We start from the raw sequence: 18,547 nt of genomic DNA, 5'->3' as shown, positions 1-18,547 counted from the left end.
GACTCCCCTTTACGCCTTGACATGGGTACGGATCGCGTCGAGGAGTTCCTCGCGCGTGAATGGCTTGGTGACGTACTGCTCGGAGCCGACGATGCGGCCGCGCGCCTTGTCGAACAGGCCGTCCTTGGAGGACAGCATGATCACCGGCGTGCTCTTGAACATCTGGTTGTTCTTGATCAGCGCGCAGGTCTGGTAGCCATCCAGGCGCGGCATCATGATGTCGACGAAGATGATCTGCGGCTTCTGGTCGGCGATCTTGGCGAGCGCCTCGAAGCCGTCGACGGCGGTCACCACCTCGGCGCCCTCGCGCTTGAGCAGGGTCTCGGCGGTTCGGCGGATGGTCTTCGAGTCATCGATCACCATCACCCGCAGGCCATCGAGACTGGCGGCGCGGCTGTCGTCTTGCGTCATTCTTCGGTTCCCCCGGCACGCAACGCAGGTCCGATGCCCGCATTGCCGCGATCGCCGTATATTCCAGCCTCGTGCGGGACTGTCAAGCGTCCATGAAGAAGTTTGCGCAAGTCGTGGCCGCCACGGACGAAAGTGACGCACGCCGGCTGCTAACATTTGTCAGAAAGTGCCACTGGTGGTTCACATGCCCCTGAATGTCGTGGTCGTCATGGATCCGATCGAGTCGATCCGGATCGCCAAGGATTCGACCTTCGCGATGCTGCTGGAAGCGCAGCGCCGCGGCCATGCGCTGCATTACGTGCTGCCAGGCGGGCTTGGCATGGATCATGGCGTGGCCCGCGCGCGGCTCGCGCCGCTGCGCGTGCGCGACGATCCGGCAGGCTGGTTCGAACTGGGACAGCCGTCACAACGTGCGCTGGAGGCCGGCGACCTCGTGCTGATGCGCCGCGACCCGCCGGTGGACGCCGATTACCTGCACGACACCCTGATCCTGGGCGCCGCCCAGCGCCAGGGCGCGCAGGTGGTCAACGATCCGCGGGGCCTGCGCGACATGAACGAGAAGCTGGCCGCGCTCGAGTTCCCGCAATGCTGCCCGCCCACGGTGGTCGCGCGCGATGCCGCCACGCTCAAGGCCTTCGTCGCCGACCACGGCGACGCGGTGCTCAAGCCGCTGGACGGCATGGGGGGCCGTTCGATCTTCCGCGCCAGGGCCGGCGACGCCAACCTCAACGTGATCCTGGAGACGCTGACCGACGGCGGCCGCCACCTGGCGATGGCGCAGCGCTACCTGCCGGAGATCGTCGACGGCGACAAGCGCATCCTGCTGATCGACGGCGAGCCGGTGGACTGGTGCCTGGCGCGGATCCCGCAGGGCGACGAGTTCCGCGGCAACCTCGCCGCCGGCGGCCGCGGCGAGGGCCGGCCGCTGAGCGAGCGCGACCGCTGGATCGCCGCCCAGGTCGGTCCGGAAGTGAAGCGCCGCGGCATGCGCTTCGTCGGCCTCGACGTGATCGGCGACTGGCTGACCGAGGTCAACGTCACCAGCCCGACCTGCATCCGCGAGCTCGATGCGCAGTTCGGGATCAACATCGCGGGGCTGCTGTTCGACGCGATCGAAGCCGGCCCCGGCCGATGAGCGCGAGTCGCTGAGCCGGACGATGTCCACCCTCGCCCTGCCCCCCGCCCCGCCGCGCATCGGCGAACGCGAACGCCTCAGCGCCACCCTGGTGCTGTCGCTGCTGCTGCACGGGATGCTGGTGCTGGGCGTGGGCTTCGCCCTGGACGAGGCCGCGCCGCTGCGGCCCACGCTCGACGTGATCCTGACCGAGACCACCAGCCCGCTGACCCAGGCGCAGGCCGACTTCCTGGCCCAGGCCAGCAACCAGGGCGGTGGCGAGCACGAGCGCAGCACCCGCCCGCGCGACGACCAGGCCGGGCTGGTGGCGCAGGCCGAACCGGGCGTGGCGCCGATCGAGATGCGCGCGCAGTCGCCCAGCGCGCAGCCGCCGCCGCAGGCGCGCGTGGTCGCCAGCCAGCGCGGCGAGACGCCATTGCCCACGCCCGACGCCCGCCCGCAGGCCGACGACAGCGCCCTGCCGCGCGGACCCGAACGGGTCGAACGCGACCTGGCGATGGCGCGGCTGGCGGCCGAGATCCACCTGCGATCGGAGCGCTACGCCAAGCGCCCGAAGCGCAAGTTCGTCTCCGCCAGCACCCAGGAATGGGCCTACGCCAGCTACCTGCGCGACTGGGTCGACCGGGTCCAGCGCGTGGGCAACCTCAACTACCCCGACGAGGCGCGCCGGCGCCGGCTGTCCGGCGAACTGGTGATCAGCGTGGCGATCCGCCGCGATGGTTCGGTCGAGCGCGCCGACATCATCCGCTCCAGTGGCAGCCGCCTGCTCGACGATGCGGCGCTGCGCATCGCCAGGCTGGCCGAACCCTATTCGCCGCTGCCGCGGACCGAGGAGGAGATCGACATCCTGCACGTCACCCGCACCTGGCAGTTCCTGCCGGGCGGGGAGCTGATCGACGATTGAGTGGCCACGCGGGGGCGCGGACGCGGGCCGAGCGGATGCGCCCTGCGGGCGCACGCGGTGACGGATGGCGGACCCGGGCCCGCCCTACGCCGGTGCCGGCGCCCACAGGGACGACCGGCATGACCAGCGGCCGCGGTGGCGACTGGCATGACCATGGAGGTAAGCGGAGCTGCCCGGCATTGCGGGCGTGCACGGTGACGCGTGGGCGGCCCAGGGCCCGCTCTACAGCCGCTGCCAGAGCGGGCCTTCGCCGCGGCGCCAGTACACGCCGAGCGCCTTGCCGTAGAACGCCTGCCGCGGGACCAGGCCGAAGTAGCGTCCGTCGGCGCTGCGCCCCCGGTGGTCGCCCAGGACCAGCACCATGTCATCGGGGATGGTGAAAGGCGCGATGTCCGGTCCGCCGCCGTCGGCCAGGTCGAGCCGCACGAGGCGGTCGCCGAAGCGCTCGGCGTCGGCCGAGCCGTCGGGCTGGAGCGGCTGGCCGTCGATGCGCAGGCGCCCGTCCACCAGCGCCACACGCTGGCCGCCCACGGCGACCACCCGCTTGATCAGCCGGGTGCCGTCCACCGGCGAGCGGAACACCACGACCTCGCCGGGCGCGGGCTCGCCGCGCGCCAGCAGCTCGATCGCGGTGAACGGCACGCGCAGTCCGTAGGCGCTCATGTCGACCACCACGCGGTCGCCCGGCAGCAGGGTCGGTTCCATCGAACCGCTGGGCACGTGGTAGTGGTTGGCGAACGACGAACGCGCGACCACCAGCAGCGCGATCGTCAGCAGCAGCGACGGCAGTTCGCGGCGCAGCCAGCCGCGCTCCCGGCCGCCGTCGTCGGGGTGATACGTAACTGCCTTCGTCATGACCGTCTCCCGTGTGGTCTGCGCTGGACCACCCGCGGCGGCGGTTGGTTCCCGCTCAGGCGCGGGCGGCGCGCTGCGCCTGCTGCTGTACCAGGGTCAGCGCCACGTTGTCGCGCAGGTAGGCCGGCTGCAGGCGTTCCGGCGCGATCGCCTCGCCGCGCGCGAACGCCCGCGCGCCCAGGCGCGCGACATCGGCCGCGTGCGGCAATGCCGTTCCGTCCGCCGATGCCAGCGCCCCGGCCAGGCGCTTGCGCAAGGCTCCCTCGGCCGCGTCGAAGCCGGTGCCGACGCCCTGCCATTCGCGACCTTCCGGGAGCTCGGCCTGGGCCGGCGGCACCACGGTCTCGGCGCCGAGCGCCTGCAACCCGCCGTCCACGCGCACGAACGCGCCCAGGTACACCTCGCCCATCCGCGCATCGATCGCCGCGAGCACGCGGTCGCCTTGCGCGCGCGCGGCCAGCGCCGCCAGCGTCGACACCCCGACCACCGGGCGGTCCAGCGCCAGTGCGATGCCCTGTGCCAGCGCCACCGCCAGGCGCACGCCGGTGAACGCGCCGGGTCCGCGGCCCACCGCGATCGCGTCGAGCTGCGATTTCGCCACGCCGGCCTGCGCCAGCAGCTCGCCGGCCCAGGGCAGCGCCAGCTCGGCGTGGCGCCGCGGCGCGATCTCGAAGCGTTCCTGCACCTCGCCATCGACCAGCAGGGCGACGGAACAGGCTTCGGTGGCGGTTTCGAAAGCGAGCAGTCTCATCCGGCCATGGTAGCGGGCCCACCGCCGCGCCGTGGCTGCGCCTCCGCCCTCGGGCGGGGCGCCGTCTGGACAAAATTTGTCCAGCGACCGGGAAACCAGGCCCGGCCGCCGGGAGACAAGCCTGGCGTGCCGGGTCAGGAAGCCGGCGCGCGGGCAGATTCTGCCCTCGCGCGGACCTCGGAAGTCGGAGCGCCAGCAAAATTCGCCCAAGCATAGGCCTCGAAAGCCGGTGCGCCGACAGAATCTGCCCGAGGGTGAGTCTCGGAAATCGGAGCACGGGCAAGATTTGCCCGAACGCGGACCTCGGAAGCCGGAGCTCCGACAAATCTATGCGCTCGCGGGCCTCCAAAGCCCGTCCCGCCGGCGGGATCAAGTGCCTTCTCCCCTGTCGAGGAAGAGCTGACCCACGGTGAAGAGCGGTGTCTGGCTTTCGGACCGTCACCGAGCCCTGCCGCCGGGGAATCGCTCTCCGCTCGGACAGGGTCGCTGCGCGGTCCGTCGCGAAGCCCGGCAAGGTCTGGGGGCTCTCCGCCTGTCGGGGAAGAGCCGATCCGCGATTAAGCATCTGTGTCGGGACGTCGGACCGACGCCACGTCCTGGCGCCCGGGGATCGCTCTCCGCTCGGTCAGGGCGGTCCGAGCCGAGTAGCAACCTCCGGCCCGGAACGACCCCGGCCCGAAGCCGGCAAAATCAGCGGCTCCTTGCATGTGGAGGAAGAACTGATCCGCGACGAGAGGTAGTTTCCAGGACTTCGCACGGACGTCGCGAGCGGCGACGGGCCAAACGCCGTCGCTCAGAACCCCGGCACCTGCAGCGGGCCGAACGCGACCTGGCCCTCGGGCGACTGGAAGCACGGGGTGTTGAAGAACGCCGCGAGATACGCCTCGGGCGCGGGCTTGAAACCCGAGTCGAGGGTGTAGGTGTTGCCGCTGGCCGGGTCGGTGGCGGTGAGGTTCACGCCGCCGCTGTCGAGCTTGCGGAAGCGGGTCATCTCCCAGCCCTGCGCCTGCCAGCGCGCGTGCGTGGCCTCGATCTGGGCGGCGATGTCGTTGCCGGGGGCCAGCCCGCGCAGGCCGACCCAGATGTAGAACAGGTCGTCGCGGGTCTCGCCCTGCGCGCCCTCGCAGCGATTGGCGCGCACCTCGAACGACTCGCGCTCCACCGACAGCCCGGCCAGCACGTCCTCCACCTGCGGCAGGAACTCGGTGGCGGCCTGGTGCGGGGTTCGCGTCTGCATGGGGTCGGGGTCCTCGGCGCCGGCGCATCCGGCGAACAGCAGGCACGCAAGCGTGCCGGCGATGGGGAGACGCCGGGGGCTGCGTTCGCGTGGGGTCTCCATGCCCGACAGCATAGCGCCGGGCGGCGGATCAGCCGAGACGGCGGCCGACCGTGTCCACCTGGTCGTAGTTGCCGGTCAGGATGTAGGCCTGGTTGCGCAGCGATTCGGTGCCGGGCTTCCAGTAGTCGCTGTGCCCGGACGCGCCCTCGGTGGTGATGCGCTGGCCGCCGAAGCTCCAGTCGACCGGGCTGTTGCCGTGCACTTCCGTGTAGCTCACGACATCGTCGCTGGCGGCGCCGGCCCAGAAATGGTCGCTGTCGATGTGCATGTCGCTGACGTCGTCCACCAGCGGGCTGTCGATCCGGAACGGGCCCCAGCCGGGACGGCGTTCCTCGGCCTCGTAGCCCATGCCCGGGCTGCCCATGGCGATGATGTCGTCCACCGCCAGCCCCTCGCCGGCCATGGCATCGGCGCTGCCGACCACGGTCGATCCGTAGGAATGGCCGATGACGGTCACGCGCGCGTCCGGCCCCTGGTGGGCCTCGCGCAGGCCGATCGTGAAGTCGCGCAGCGCCGGCGCGCCGTCGTTGGCGTAGCCGGCCAGCACCGCGGCCGGGATGTGGTCGGGCGCGTCGTAGCCGAGCCAGACGATGGTCGATGTCTCGCCGGAGCCGGGGATCGTCTCGGCCTGCGCCTGCAGGTCGGCCATGCGGTCGATGTTGCCGCCGAGGCTGCCGACATCGGTGCCGGTGCCGGGCACGAAGATCGCGACGTTGTCGGCGGTATCGGGGTTGCTGATGGCGACGATCGCGCGCGCGTCGGAATCCCCGCTCTTCGGATCGAACCCGAGCAGCAGCAGGCGATCGGACGCCGGGCCGGACTGCGAGGCCTCGATGCGGTCGAGCAGCGCCTGCGAGGCCTGGCGGTCCTCGCCGTTGGCGGCGTCGTGCCGCAGCACGGCCATGTTGGCCTCGTGCCGCACCTCCGCGGGCAGGCCGTCCATGTCGCCGAGCTGCGAGCCGTAGCTGGAGAGATGGTTCGACTGCTCCTGGGCCGACAGCCCGCTCCACCACTGCGCGTTCTCCTGCGCACTGCCGGCGGGTGGCGCCCCCGCGGGACACGCGACCGGTGGCGGCAGGTCGAGCTGGGTCGCAACCGATCCGATGGTGGGGCTCATCACGGGCTCCGACTCGCAGGATGACGATGGTCGAAGCCTGCCTCCCGCCGGGGCCCCGGGCCAGCTAGGGCGTACCCTTGCCCGCCCCTGCCACGTCGGTGCCCGCCACGCCTGCAGCCGCCACGGCAGGCGCGTGGTCCGCAGCCGCCACCGGATCCCGGGCGAAGAAGGCGTGCACGTCGCGCACGTCGCGCGTGCTCGCGAACGGCGGCAGCGAATCGAGGAACAGCGCGCCGTAGGATTTCTGTGTCAGCCGCGGGTCGCACAGCACCAGCACGCCCCGGTCGGTCTCGGTGCGGATCAGGCGGCCCACGCCCTGCTTGAGCGCGATCACCGCCTGCGGCAGCTGCTCGTCGCGGAAGGGGTTGCCGCCGGCGCGGCGGATCGCGTCCAGCCGCGCCTCGAACACCGGATCGTCGGGCGCCGCGAACGGCAGCTTGTCGACGACCACCACGCTCAAGGCGGCGCCCGCGACGTCGACGCCTTCGCGGAAACTCGCCGCGCCCAGCAGCACACCGTTGCCGGATTCGCGGAAGCGCTGCAGCAGCACGTGGCGCGGCGCCTCGCCCTGGACGAACAGCGGCCACTCGCCTTCCTCGCGCAGCAGCTCGGCCGCCTCGCGCAGCGCGCGGTGCGAGGCGAACAGTACGAAGGCGCGGCCGGCGGAGGCCTGCAGCACCGGCCGGATGCTCTCGATCACGGCCCAGGTGTAATCGCGGTCGGCCGGCTGCGGCATGCGCATGGGCAGGTAGCACAGCGCCTGCGAGGGCCAGTGGAACGGGCTGGGGACGAGCAGCGTGGCGGGCTGCTCCAGGCCGAGCCGGGTGGCGATGTGCGCGAAGGAATCGTCCACGGCGAGCGTGGCCGAAGTGAAGATCCAGGCCGCGCGCGACTGTTCGCGATGCGTGCGCAGCGGGCCGGACACGTCCAGCGGCGTGCGTTGCAGGCGGAAGCCGCGCGGCGAGAGTTCGAACCAGCGCACGTCGTCGTCGACGCTGCCGGGGGAATCGGATCCGGAGTCGCCCTGCTCCCCCGGTTCGCGAGGTCCTTCGACGGCCCTGCCGGAAGCCGGCTCCGGGGCCGTCTTCGTCCAGCGCCCGAGCCGCGACATCATCTCCTGCGCCCGCGCGTGGCAGGCATCGAAACCCGGCGAGGCTTCGCGCAGCGGCGCCAGCGCGTCGCGCAGCGCGGCCACCGCATCGCCCAGCGCGCGCAGGCCGTCGGCGAACGCGGGCGACTGCAGCGCGCGCGCCTGGGTGCCGCGCATCGGCAGGCCCTCCATGGTCGCGCGCAGCGCGCGCGTGGCCTGTTCGAGTTCGCGCGACGGCGCCTGCACGATCGCCAGCGAGCCCGGCACGTCCTTGCTCTCGCCCAGCGCGTCGCGCGCCAGTTCCACCAGCGGCCGTGCCGACAGGCCCTCGCCGAAGAACTGCGCCGCGAGTTCCGGCAACTGGTGCGCCTCGTCGACCACGAACGCCTGCGCGCCTGGCAGGATCTCGCCGAAGCCTTCCTGCTTGAGCGCAAGATCCGCCAGCAGCAGGTGGTGGTTGACCACCACGAGGTCGGCCGACTGCGCCCGCTGCCTCGCCTGCACCACGAAGCACTCGCTCCACATCGGGCACTCGCTGCCCAGGCAGTTGTCTGCGGTCGAGGTGACCATCGGCAGCAGCGGCGAATCCTCGGCGAGCGCCTCGACCTCGGCCAGGTCGCCCATCTTCGTGCGCCCGCTCCAGGCGACGATGCGCTGGAACTGCGCGATCTGCTCGCGCGAGGTGAAGCGCGGTTCGCCCTTGGCGCGTTCGAGCCGGTAGCGGCACAGGTAGTTGGCGCGGCCCTTGAGCAGCGCGGTCTTGAGGCCGGTGCCGAGCGCGTCGCGCACGCGCGGCAGGTCGCGGTGGTAGAGCTGGTCCTGCAGTGCGCGGGTGCCGGTGGAGACGATCGCCTTCTGCCCCGACAGCAGCAGCGGCACCAGGTAGGCGAAGGTCTTGCCGGTGCCGGTACCGGCCTCGGCGAGCAGGGTCTCGCGGCCGCCGAGCGTGTCCGCCACCGCCGCCGCGAGCCGCTGCTGGGCCTCGCGCGCGGCGAAGGCCGGGATCCGCTGCGCCAGCAGGCCGCCTTCCGACAGCGCGGCGGAACTGCGTGCGGCGAGCGTGTCCGCGCCTTCCGTGGATGCGGCTGCCGTCATCTCAGAACCGGTTCGGCCCCGCGACCTTGCAGCCCTGGACCTGGTGCCTGGCGGATGCCGCGCCCGCGGCATCGCCAGCAACCAGGCGCACCTGTTCGATCGTCGCCCAGTGGCGCCGGCACAGCGGCCCCACCTGCGCGCCGAGCGCGAACGCGCGTTCGGCCAGGGTGCCGGCGCGCTCGAAGTCGCGCTGCAGCAGCGCGGTTTCGGCGCGTTCCTGCAGCAGCGCCGGGTCGTCGGCGACGATCGCCAGCGCGCGGTCGAGCGCGGCGGCCGCCTCGTCGTAGTTCCCCTGCGCACGGGCCTGTTGCGCCTGCGCGCGCAGGTCCTCGACCATCGGGTCGCGCAGCGGCTGCACCGCCAGTTCGCCCTCGCCGCTGCCGGCGGCGGCGTCGATCGCGGCGACCATCTGTTCCGGCGAGGCGGAGGTGAGCGCCGCCGGTTGCGACGCCGGAGGCGTGGTGCTGCAGGCGGCGACAGACAGGGCGGCGGCCAGGGCCGCGATCGCGGGGACGACGTTCGATCTCATGGCTTACTCGGTGGGGACGGGCGCGGGGGATGCCGGTGCCGGGGCCGGCGCGGGAACAGGCGCGGGGGCAGGAGCCGGCGGCGGGTCGGCCTGCGGTTCGCGACGGCCGAATCCGAACCAGTCGCGCCAGCCGCGCGAACGCGTCTCCTGCGCTTCGGGCGACCCCTGCGCGTCCCCGTAGGGATCCTCACCGTACGGATCCGCACCATAGGGATCGGGCGGCAGCAGCGAGGAGCAGGACGCGTACGGCGGCGCGAACCCGGCAACGAAGGCGAAGCGGCGCGCGCCCGGGCATTGCGCGTCGGTGGTGTTGGACTGCAGCACCCACTGCCAGTCCAGGCCCTCGTTGCCGACCCGCAGCGGCGCGCTGGGCAGGTGGGCGAAGATCCCGGACCACACCCGCATCGCCCCGGTCGCGCCGACCAGGCCGGTCTGCTCGTTCTGGTCGTTGCCGACCCAGACCACCGCGAGGTGGTCGCCGGTCCAGCCGGCGAACCAGCTGTCGCGGCCGTCGTTGCTGGTGCCGGTCTTGCCGGCGGCGCCGAGGCGGCCGAGGCCGTCGTTCACCAGCCGACGCCCGGTGCCCGAGGTCACCGCGTGCTGCAGCGCCAGCGTCACCAGCCGGGCCGCGATCGCATCGCCTTCGGTGGCCGGCGCCGGCTCCTTGTCGTAGCGCTTGACCACCCGGCCTTCCGGATCGAGCACGCCGCGCACCGCATGCAGTGGCTGGATTTCGCCGCCGGAGGCGAGGAACTGGTAGAGCTGCGCCATCGCGTACGGGCTCTGGTCGACCGATCCCAGGATCAGCGACGGATTGCCCGGTGCCTCGATCCCCGCCAGCGTCTTCACCAGGTCCGCCAGCCGTTCCGGCCGTACCTGCATGCCGATGCGCACCGTGGCCTGGTTGTAGGACTGCGCGAGCGCGTCGATCGCGCGCACGGTGCCGTGGCTGCGCCCGTCCGAATTGCCCGGCGACCAGCGCTTGCCGTTCTCCAGCGTGACCGTCACCGGCGAATCGTCGACCCAGGTGGCGAGCGACCAGTCGCGCGGGCTGGCCAGCGCCAGCAGGTAGACGAAGGGCTTGAGCAGCGAACCCACCGGACGTTGCGCCTCGACCGCCCGGTTGAAGCCGTGGACCGTGGGCCGGCGGCTGCCGACCACCGCGACCACCTCGCCGTCGTGCACGTCGGTCAGCACCAGACCGGTTTCCAGTGGCGGGCGCTTGCCGGTCTGCAAGGACTCGAAGGTGCCCGTCACCGAGGCTTCCGCATACGCCTGCGCGGAGGGCGACATGCCCGTCATCACGCTCAGGCCCGCGCCCTGCAGCGCATCGGCCGGATAGTCGCGCGCCAGTTGCCGGCGCACCAGGTCGACATAGGCGGGGAAGCGGTTGGCGGCGACGCTGCCGGGCGAACGGGTCACGCCGAGCGGCGCCTCCACTGCTCGGTCGTGCGCCGGCTGGTCGATCAGCCCGGTCTCGAGCATGTTCGCCAGCACGAAGTCGCGGCGCGCCTTCGCCCGCTCCGGATGCCGCCGCGGATCGTACCAGGACGGGCCGCGGACCATGCCCACGAGCAGCGCGACGTGCTCGGTGTCGAGGTCCTCCAGCCGCCGCCCGAACCAGAACTCGGCACCGGCGGCCATGCCGTGGATCGCCTGCGCGCCGCGCTGGCCGAGGTAGACCTGGTTGAGGTAGGCCTCGAGGATGGTGCTCTTGTCGTAGCGCGCCTCCATCAGCAGCGCGTACAGGATCTCGTTGAACTTGCGGCTCCAGGTCTGCTCGCGGCCGATTCCCAGCAGGCCGCTGCGCGCGAGCTGCTGGGTCAGCGTGCTGGCGCCCTGTCTCTTCGCGCCCGAGCGCAGGTTGACCCAGGCCGCGCGCGCCATGCCGCCGAGATCGATGCCGTGGTGGTGGGCGAAGTCGCGGTCCTCGACCGCCTGCAGGGTATCGGTCACCAGCGGCGGCACGTCTTCCACGCGCACCAGCCGGCGCTCCTCCTGCTGCTGGCCGTAGAGCGTGGCGATGCGCGCCGCGTCCAGGCGCGCGGCCTTGATCGCCCTGCCGGTGCCCAGGTCCTTCAGCGACGCGACGCGTCCACCGGACAGGCGCGCCTCGACCCGGCTGGGACCGACCACGCCGTCGACATCGCGGAATCCGCGGCTGGCGATGGTCCAGCGTCCTTCCTCGCGCAGGTAGGTGCCGGCGCGCGTGCCGTCGCCCGCGCGGTACGAGGCCGCGTCGAGCTCGGTCTTGAGCGTCTGCGCGTCCATCGCCAGCCCGGGCGCCAGCCGCAGCGGGCGCGCGTACACGCGCGTGGGCACCTGCCAGCGCAGTTCGCCGAAGCGCTCGCTGATCTGGTGGTTCAGGTACAGGGTGTAGGGGACGAGGAAGCCGATTCCCAGCCCGGCCAGCGCCAGCGCCCAGGTGACCAGCCTGCGCCGCCAGTCGCCGCCGGAAGCGCCGGCGCGGTCGCCGTCGTGCTCGTCTTCGTCGTACTCGATGCGGGCCATAAGCTCCTCGGACCTGCCCCTGCGGGCTGCCGGGGATGCGAGAATGTCGCCTCGTCGAGTCTAGCGCAGCGCCCGATTTGCACCGCCGTTGCGAGTGATCGTCCGTTCAGACTGCAGGAGCCACTAGCGGACCGTGCCAGCCCTTCTGTCGTACCACCTGCGCCGCCTCGGCTCGCGCCTCCACCGGATGCGGATCGCCCTTCGAGTAAGCGGTTGGAGAGCGCTGCTGAGACGAATGTTCGCTCCGCCCCTCGCAACCGTGGACCAGGCGCCCGCTGCGCCGTCATCGACGCTGCCAGCGATCGCCTCCGATTCCGGGTTCTCCGTTTCCAGGCCGCGCCGCTGGCTCCTGATCGACGTCGCCGTTCCGCGTCCGGACCGTGACTCCGGCTCGCTGCGAGCCTACAACCTGATCCGCCTGCTGCGGGCGGAGGGAGACGCCGTCGAGTTCCTGCCCGATCGACGCGAAGAGGCAGGCGGCTATGCCGAGGCGCTGCGTGAAATGGGCGTGGTCGTGCACCAGGGCCGGGATCGCGCCCCGTACCCGCAATGGTTCGCCCACCACCTGGCCCGCTTCGACATGCTTGTCATCAGTCGCTACCACCTGGCGGAGTTCCTGACCCCCCTCGCCAGGCGTGTGGCCCCCGAGACTTGCGTGATCCTCGACACGGTGGACCTCCATCATCTGCGCGAACAGCGTGAGGCGGAACTGCGCGACGACAGTACGCTGAGAAGACTGGCACGGTCCACGCGGCGCCGGGAACTTGCAGCGGTTTCCGCCGCGCACGTCGTGTGGGTGGTCAGCCACGTGGAACGCGACCTGCTGCAGCGGGCACTTCCGGGCGTGCGAGTCGAGGTACTGCCCAACATCCACGAAGCCGTCGCCACGTCGGCCGGATTCGGCTCGCGCCAGGGGCTGCTGTTCATCGGCGGGGCGCGGCACCCGCCCAATGTCGACGCGGTGGACTGGCTGCTTGGAGAGATCTTCCCGCGGATCAGGCTCACACTGCCCGATTGCGCCCTGCACCTGGTGGGCGAAGGACTCTCCCGATTGCCGTCGGTACGACGAGCAGGCCCCGGCGTGGTGGTCCACGACCACGTTCCCCGGCTGGAACCGTTGCTGGACGCCTGCCGGGTCGGCCTGGCGCCGCTGCGCTACGGCGCCGGAGTCAAGGGCAAGATGAACATATGCATGGCCCACGGGATGCCGGTCGTCGCCACCACGTGCGCGGCGGAAGGCATGCACCTCGAGCACGATGGGGACGTACTGCTCGCCGACGATGCCGACGCACTGGCTACCGCAGCGATCCGCGCCTATCAGGACCAAGCACTCTGGCAACGGTTGTCGGCAAACGGCTTGCGGCACGTTCAGCAACACTTCTCCTTCGATGTGGCGAGACGCGCGCTCGCCGCAACATGCGCCGTTGGACGTTAGATGCGCCTGCTCCTTATCGCCTACGAGTTCCCGCCGAGTCCTTCACCGCAATCGCTGCGCTGGACGTACCTGGTACGCGAGCTCGCCGCACTGGGTCATGAAGTGCACGTCCTGACGGTCGATCTCGGCGGGGAAACGCCAGGACTGCCGGCGCTGCCCGACAGCGTGCGAATCCACCGAACCTTCCCCGGCTTCCTCCGTGGCGCATTGGCGTTGCACCGTGAATACCGGATGCGTCACCCGCGCAAGCCGCCGGGCCCGGAGTCGACCAGGCCGGAGGGGGGGGGCGATGCGCTGCGTCCGCCACGAAACTGGAAGCAGAGGATTTCCGAGGCGGTGCAGGGCGTCGCCGGGCTGCTGCATTTCCCGGACATCAGGGGCGAATGGCGGCGCCACGGGAAACGCGAGCTGGGGCGTCTGGTCATGACCCTGCAGCCGGACGTCGTGATCAGCTCGCATGAGCCGGCCACCACCCTCGAACTCGGCCTGACCTTGCGCGGTAGCCGCGTGCCGTGGATCGTGGATCTGGGTGATCCGGTGCTTGCCCCTTACACCCCCAGCCGCTGGCGCGCGCGCGCACTACGCCTGGAGCAGGCCGTTTTTCGCCATGCCGCCCACGTGATCGTCACCAACCCCAATGCGCTGGAACAGATGCGCAACCGGCACGGAAGCGATATGCCGATGACGGTGCTCACCCAGGGCTTCGATCCTGCAGCGTCGGAGCAGCCCGCTCTGGCCGCGGAACCCTTCGATCCGCGCAGACTGGAGCTGCTCTACACGGGTAGCCTCTACGCGTTCCGTCGCATCGATGCCCTGTTGGAGGCGCTGCGGGCCGAGCCGCGCATCCGGCTCAGCATCGCTTCGGTCACCGTGCCGGAGACGATCCTGGCGGCGTCGAAAGCCATGCCGGAGCAACTGCGACTTCTCGGATTCCTGCCTCACCGCCATGCTCTCGCCATCCAGCGTCGCGCGGATGTGCTGATCAACATCGCCAACGACGACCCGGCGCAGATACCAGGCAAATTCTACGAGTATCTCGGTGCCGCGCGGCCGATCCTGCACCTGGCGGACGACCCCGATCTCGTAGCCACCCGGATCACCGAACTGCGGCGCGGCTGGAGCCGTCCCAACGACGCGTCGGCCATTGCCGGACTACTGGTCGATCTGGTCGGGGCGAAGGCCGCCGGTCGCCTTGACGCCGGCATCTCGCTCCACCCCGGCGACGTGCGCGCACACAGTTGGCCGCATATCGCCAGCCAGCTCGACGCGCTGATCCAGAACGTTCTTCGCCAGTGGAACAGGAACCTGCACGAGTAGTGCCTACTCGCGCGACGCCACGCGCAACCGCTGCCTGAATGCCTCGATGCCCGGGCTTGCCGGATCGAGTGCAAGCGCCGACGCGAGCGCGGCGGACGCCGACTCCAGTTCACCGGCGCCAAGCCGTTCGTCGCCGATCGCCAGCCAGCGCTGCGCCAGGCGCCTTCGCGACTGGGCGAGCGCGCCGGCCTCGTCGCCGAGCGCGTCGCGCGCCTCCAGGCAGCGGCGCGCACGGGCGAGGTCGTTCGCGCTGAGCTGGCGTTCGAAGCAGTCGCGTGCCGAGGGCAACAGGCGCTCGACCGCACGGCGCACGGTGGCATCGCGGGGGGCGATGGCCTGGGCCATGCGCAGGCTGTCGTAGGCGCTCTCTCCCGGCGGGGTCAGCAGGTCGCCGCGCGCCTCGGCCGCGGCCGCCTGGCGCAGCAGTTCCGGCACGCGCCCCGCGCGATCGCCCCCGGACCCGGCCGCCTGCAGTTGCGCATGCCGGCGTCGCGCGCGATCGACCGCCGCCTGCGCCGACGCCGCTGCGGCCCCGTCCGGCGCCAGCGCGCGCGCCTTCGCGAGCGCCGCCTCGGCATCGTCGAAGCGGAAGTCGGCCGCCAACCGCTGCGCCCTTCCGGCCAGGGCCGCCGCGGCGCGCGCCAGTCCTTCGCTCGCGCTGGCGTCGTCCGGGTCGTACTGAAGCAGGCGCTGCCAGGCACCGACGGCCGTGTCGACGCGGCCCGCCTCGAGGTCGGCGTCCGCACGGCGCCGCAGTGCATCGAGTTCCTCGGTGAAACGCGCCTGGGTGTCCGGGAGATCGACATGCCCGGCGTCGTAACGGCGCGTGGTCGCGATCGAGGCGGCGGCTGCGGCGATGTCGCCCTGGCGCAGGTCGCGCCGGGCCTGTTCGAGCAGCGCGCTCAGGGCATCCTCGCGTCCACGCAGTGCATCGGCACGCCCGGGGTCGAGGTCCAGTACGCGCGCATAGAGCGGCAGGGCCGCTTGGTCTCCTCCTTCCAGGCGTCCGGCGACGCGGGCGGCCTCCGCCCGGGAGACCAGGCCATCGAGCCCCGCGGCCGCGGCTTCGCGCGTGCGCAGCCGCTCCGCGACGGCGTCGGCGCGCGCGCGCGGAATCGACAGCTCGCGCGCCAGCCGCAGGTGCGCGTGCGCCTGCTCGAAGCGGCCCTGCCGCTCGGCTGCGGCCGCCTGCGCCAGCGCCGCCTCGGCCACGCGCCCCAGCCCGGCGCGGGGTTCGACGCGATCGGGATCGATCGCCATGGCCGCCTCGTAAAGTTCGCGCGCGCCGCTGCCGTCGGCGGCGGTCAGGTGGCCGCGCGCGAGCGCCTGCGCGGCCTCGCCGGTGAGCGTGTGCACCCGCGCCTGCGGCCATAGTCGCTCGCCCATCGGCCCGCGCAGCAGCACGGTCGCCAGCGCCAGCAAAGAAAGCAGGGCGAAGCCGGCGATCCACCACCATCGCGTGGGAGACGGTCGGGGGCCCGCAGCAGGCGTGCGATCGCGTGTCTCGAACCGCAAACCGCGCAGATCGCCGACCACGGGCTCCCGACGGCCGCGAGGCCGCGCGTCATCGCCCCCCGGAGTGGATTGCCTAGTCACCGGCGCAGCTTAACGACGCGGGCTGAACCCTTGCGTGAAGCGTGCGCGCACCTGCACGAGTGCATGGGCCGGACGGTTCATGCCTGGCTGCCGCGTGGCAACGCCAGGGAACGCGGCAGGAACGCGCGACGCAGGCGTCGCTATTCCCGCCTGGCCTGCTCCACCCCGGGCAGGCCGTCGAGGCGCGCCAGGAGGCGCGAGAGCTGCTCGTAGCCGTCCACGCGCAGCCGCAGCCGCAGCCGCATGCGTCCGTGGCGGCCGGCTTCGCTGTGGATCGCGAGGACGTGCGCGTCCTCCTGCGCGATCAGGTTGCTGACGTCCTTGAGCAGGTGCCGGCGGTCGACCGCGTCGACCACCGCCGTGGCCTCGTGCAGGCCGCCCTGGCGCCCCCAGTCGACCGGCAGCACGCGCTGCGGTTGCGCCGCCGCCAGCCGCAGGAACGCGGCGCAGTCGGCGCGGTGCACGCTGACCCCGCGGGTGCGGGTGAGGTAGCCGGCGATCGGCTCGCCGGGCAGCGGGTGGCAGCAGCGGGCGACCTGCACCAGCAGGTTGTCGACGCCGACCACCGTGACCCCGGATGAGCCGGCCTTCGGCGCCCGCCGCGGCTGGCGTGGCACGAGCGTCGACGTCGCCGGCGCTTCCTCCGGTCGCGCCTGCGCCCGCTCGTGGTCCTGCAGCGCCCGTCCGACCTGGTGCGGGCCGACGTCGCCGAGCGCGACCAGCACCAGCAGCTCGTCGACCGCAGTCACGTTGAACTTCGCCAGCACCGGCTGCAGCTCCGCATGCAGCAGGCCCATGCGCCGCAGTTCGCGGTCGAGCATCTCGCGGCCGGCCTGCAGGTTGCGCTCGCGGTCGAGCCGGTGGAACCAGCTGCGCACCTTCTCCCGCGCGCGCGGACTGGCGAGGAAGCCGTTGGCGGCCACCAGCCAGTCGCGCCGCGGCTCGGGCTCCTTCGCCGTGAGGATCTCGACCCGGTCGCCGCTGTGCAGCTTGTGGTCGAGCGGCACGATGCGCCCGTCGACCTTGGCGCCGCGGCAGCGGTGCCCGACCATGGTGTGCACGTGGTAGGCGAAATCCAGCGGCGTGGCGTCGCGCGGCAGGTCCACCACCTCGCCGGCCGGGGTGAGCACGTAGATCCGGTCCTCGACCAGCTCGGTGTCGAAGCCGCGCGCCAGCGCCGCCTCGTCATCGCCCTCGCCGTGCGTCTCGAGCAGGCGCCGCATCCATTCGATCTTGCGTTCGAGCGCGGCATTGCCGGCCGCCGAACGCTGCGGGCCGCCGCGGCCGTCGTAGGCCTGTTCCTTGTAGCGCCAGTGCGCGGCGACGCCGAGCTCGGCCAGCTGGTGCATCTCGCGGGTGCGGATCTGCACCTCCAGGGTCTTGCCCTCCGGCCCCATGACCGCGGTGTGCAGCGAGCGGTAGTCGTTGTGCTTGGGCCGCGCGATGTAGTCGTCGAACTCGCCCGGCACCGGCGCCCACAACGCATGCACCACCCCCAGCGCGGCATAGCAGGCCGGGATGTCGTCGACCAGCACCCGCACCGCGCGCAGGTCGTACAGTTCGCCGATCGGCACGTCCTTCTTCCGCATCTTCTTCCAGATGCTGTAGATGTGCTTGGGGCGCCCGGCGATCTCGGCCGCCACGCCCTGCGCGCGCAGCGCCTCGTCCAGCTGCGCCTTGACCTGTTCGATGTAGCGTTCGCGGCCCGCGCGCTTGTCGTCGAGCAGGGCGGCGATACGGCGGTAGGTGTCGGGTTCCAGGTAACGGAACGCGAGGTCCTCGAGCTCCCACTTGAGCTGCCAGATGCCGAGCCGGTTGGCCAGCGGCGCGTGGATGTCGCGGGTGAGCTGTGCGAGGGCGCGGCGCTCGTCGTCCGGCAGCGGGGCCGCATGGCGCATGCGCGCCAGCTGGCGCGCCAGCAGGATCGGCACCACGCGCAGGTCGCGCACGATCGCCAGCAGCAGCCGGCGCAGGCCTTCGGTGTTGCCTGGGCCGGTCGCCTGCGCGTGCAGGGTCCAGACCTGGTTGGCGGCGCGCTGTCCCTCGAGCAGGGCCGCGATCGCGGCATGGCGCGGAGGCAGCGCAGCCTCCACCCGTTCGGCCAGGACCGGCAGCTCGAACAGCAGGGCGGCCGCCACCGTGTCGCCGTCGGCGCCGAGCAGGGCCAGCGAGGCGAGCGTGTCGCGCAGGATCGCCGGCGACGCCGGATCGGCCGGCACCGCGGCCTCCCCGCCGGCCCCGTCCACCTGCGCGGCCTGGCGCAGCGCATCGCGCAGCGCCGGCGCGATGGCCGACGCCGCGGGCAATGCGAGCCAGCTCTCGAGGCCGGTCGGCACGGCAGCCTGCACGAACGTCATCCGCGGGAAAGAAGCCCTAACACTATCCGCGTCGCGCCAGAAGGAACAGCCATGGGGACGCTCGGTTCCTGTGGCGCGCCACTCGGGTCCAGGTTCAGCGCATCG

The 18,547-nt window shown here is 72.0% G+C and carries 14 protein-coding genes; 4 read left to right on the top strand and 10 right to left on the bottom strand.

Translation table 11 applies throughout. The features are described from left to right. Nucleotides 1-9: 9 nt before the first annotated feature. On the bottom strand, nt 10-411 hold the full coding sequence (pilG, locus tag FZO89_RS17780) for a twitching motility response regulator PilG (protein WP_149104800.1): 402 nt from the start codon (nt 409-411) through the stop codon (nt 10-12). Nucleotides 412-595: 184 nt separating this feature from the next. Between pilG and gshB the strand changes: the two genes are divergently transcribed. Together gshB and FZO89_RS17770 are read left to right on the top strand one after the other, a co-directional pair. Continuing rightward, complete coding sequence (gene gshB, locus FZO89_RS17775) at nt 596-1,546, top strand: glutathione synthase (protein WP_149104799.1); 951 nt, start codon at nt 596-598, stop codon at nt 1,544-1,546. A gap of 22 nt (nt 1,547-1,568) precedes the next feature. Further along, nucleotides 1,569-2,450 carry an energy transducer TonB gene (locus FZO89_RS17770; RefSeq protein ID WP_149104798.1) on the top strand — a complete coding sequence of 294 codons (882 nt, stop codon included), beginning with the start codon at nt 1,569-1,571 and terminating at the stop codon, nt 2,448-2,450. Between the two features lie 222 nt (nt 2,451-2,672). On the opposite strand, the gene lepB is transcribed toward FZO89_RS17770, so the two are convergent. The 7 genes from lepB to mrcB form a co-directional block, all read right to left on the bottom strand. Next, entirely contained in the window at nt 2,673-3,305 is a 633-nt protein-coding gene (gene lepB, locus FZO89_RS17765; RefSeq protein WP_149104797.1) for a signal peptidase I, read from the bottom strand. A gap of 55 nt (nt 3,306-3,360) precedes the next feature. After that, nucleotides 3,361-4,056: a tRNA (adenosine(37)-N6)-threonylcarbamoyltransferase complex dimerization subunit type 1 TsaB gene (tsaB, locus tag FZO89_RS17760; RefSeq protein ID WP_149104796.1), complete on the bottom strand. Its 696-nt coding sequence runs from the start codon at nt 4,054-4,056 to the stop codon at nt 3,361-3,363. A 793-nt stretch (nt 4,057-4,849) separates the two neighbouring features. Continuing rightward, on the bottom strand, nt 4,850-5,293 hold the full coding sequence (locus FZO89_RS17755; RefSeq protein ID WP_149104795.1) for a hypothetical protein: 444 nt from the start codon (nt 5,291-5,293) through the stop codon (nt 4,850-4,852). A gap of 130 nt (nt 5,294-5,423) precedes the next feature. Further along, complete coding sequence (locus FZO89_RS17750; RefSeq protein ID WP_149104794.1) at nt 5,424-6,512, bottom strand: alpha/beta hydrolase; 1,089 nt, start codon at nt 6,510-6,512, stop codon at nt 5,424-5,426. A gap of 64 nt (nt 6,513-6,576) precedes the next feature. Continuing rightward, nucleotides 6,577-8,697: a DNA repair helicase YoaA gene (yoaA, locus tag FZO89_RS17745; protein WP_149104793.1), complete on the bottom strand. Its 2,121-nt coding sequence runs from the start codon at nt 8,695-8,697 to the stop codon at nt 6,577-6,579. A gap of 1 nt (nt 8,698) precedes the next feature. Continuing rightward, complete coding sequence (locus FZO89_RS17740; protein ID WP_149104792.1) at nt 8,699-9,226, bottom strand: hypothetical protein; 528 nt, start codon at nt 9,224-9,226, stop codon at nt 8,699-8,701. 3 nt (nt 9,227-9,229) lie between these two features. After that, nucleotides 9,230-11,737, bottom strand: coding sequence for a penicillin-binding protein 1B (gene mrcB, locus FZO89_RS17735; RefSeq protein WP_149104791.1), 2,508 nt, complete (start codon nt 11,735-11,737; stop codon nt 9,230-9,232). A 235-nt stretch (nt 11,738-11,972) separates the two neighbouring features. Between mrcB and FZO89_RS17730 the strand changes: the two genes are divergently transcribed. Together FZO89_RS17730 and FZO89_RS17725 are read left to right on the top strand one after the other, a co-directional pair. Continuing rightward, entirely contained in the window at nt 11,973-13,172 is a 1,200-nt protein-coding gene (locus FZO89_RS17730; RefSeq protein ID WP_187471247.1) for a glycosyltransferase, read from the top strand. Continuing rightward, the gene (locus FZO89_RS17725) at nt 13,173-14,489 is read left to right on the top strand and encodes a glycosyltransferase (RefSeq protein ID WP_149104789.1); all 1,317 of its coding nucleotides are present in this window, start codon (nt 13,173-13,175) and stop codon (nt 14,487-14,489) included. It begins immediately after the preceding gene. 3 nt (nt 14,490-14,492) lie between these two features. Here the strand turns inward: FZO89_RS17725 and FZO89_RS18600 are convergent, their stop codons facing one another. Together FZO89_RS18600 and FZO89_RS17715 are read right to left on the bottom strand one after the other, a co-directional pair. Continuing rightward, the gene (locus tag FZO89_RS18600) at nt 14,493-16,025 is read right to left on the bottom strand and encodes a hypothetical protein (RefSeq protein ID WP_222928173.1); all 1,533 of its coding nucleotides are present in this window, start codon (nt 16,023-16,025) and stop codon (nt 14,493-14,495) included. Between the two features lie 200 nt (nt 16,026-16,225). Next, entirely contained in the window at nt 16,226-18,442 is a 2,217-nt protein-coding gene (locus tag FZO89_RS17715) for a RelA/SpoT family protein (protein WP_149104788.1), read from the bottom strand. Nucleotides 18,443-18,547: the final 105 nt, after the last annotated feature.

It is taken from the genome of Luteimonas viscosa (assembly GCF_008244685.1).
Classification (GTDB): domain Bacteria; phylum Pseudomonadota; class Gammaproteobacteria; order Xanthomonadales; family Xanthomonadaceae; genus Luteimonas; species Luteimonas viscosa.
The sequence above is the reverse complement of the archived record's forward strand: the minus strand, read 5'-3'. Positions and strand labels throughout refer to the sequence as shown.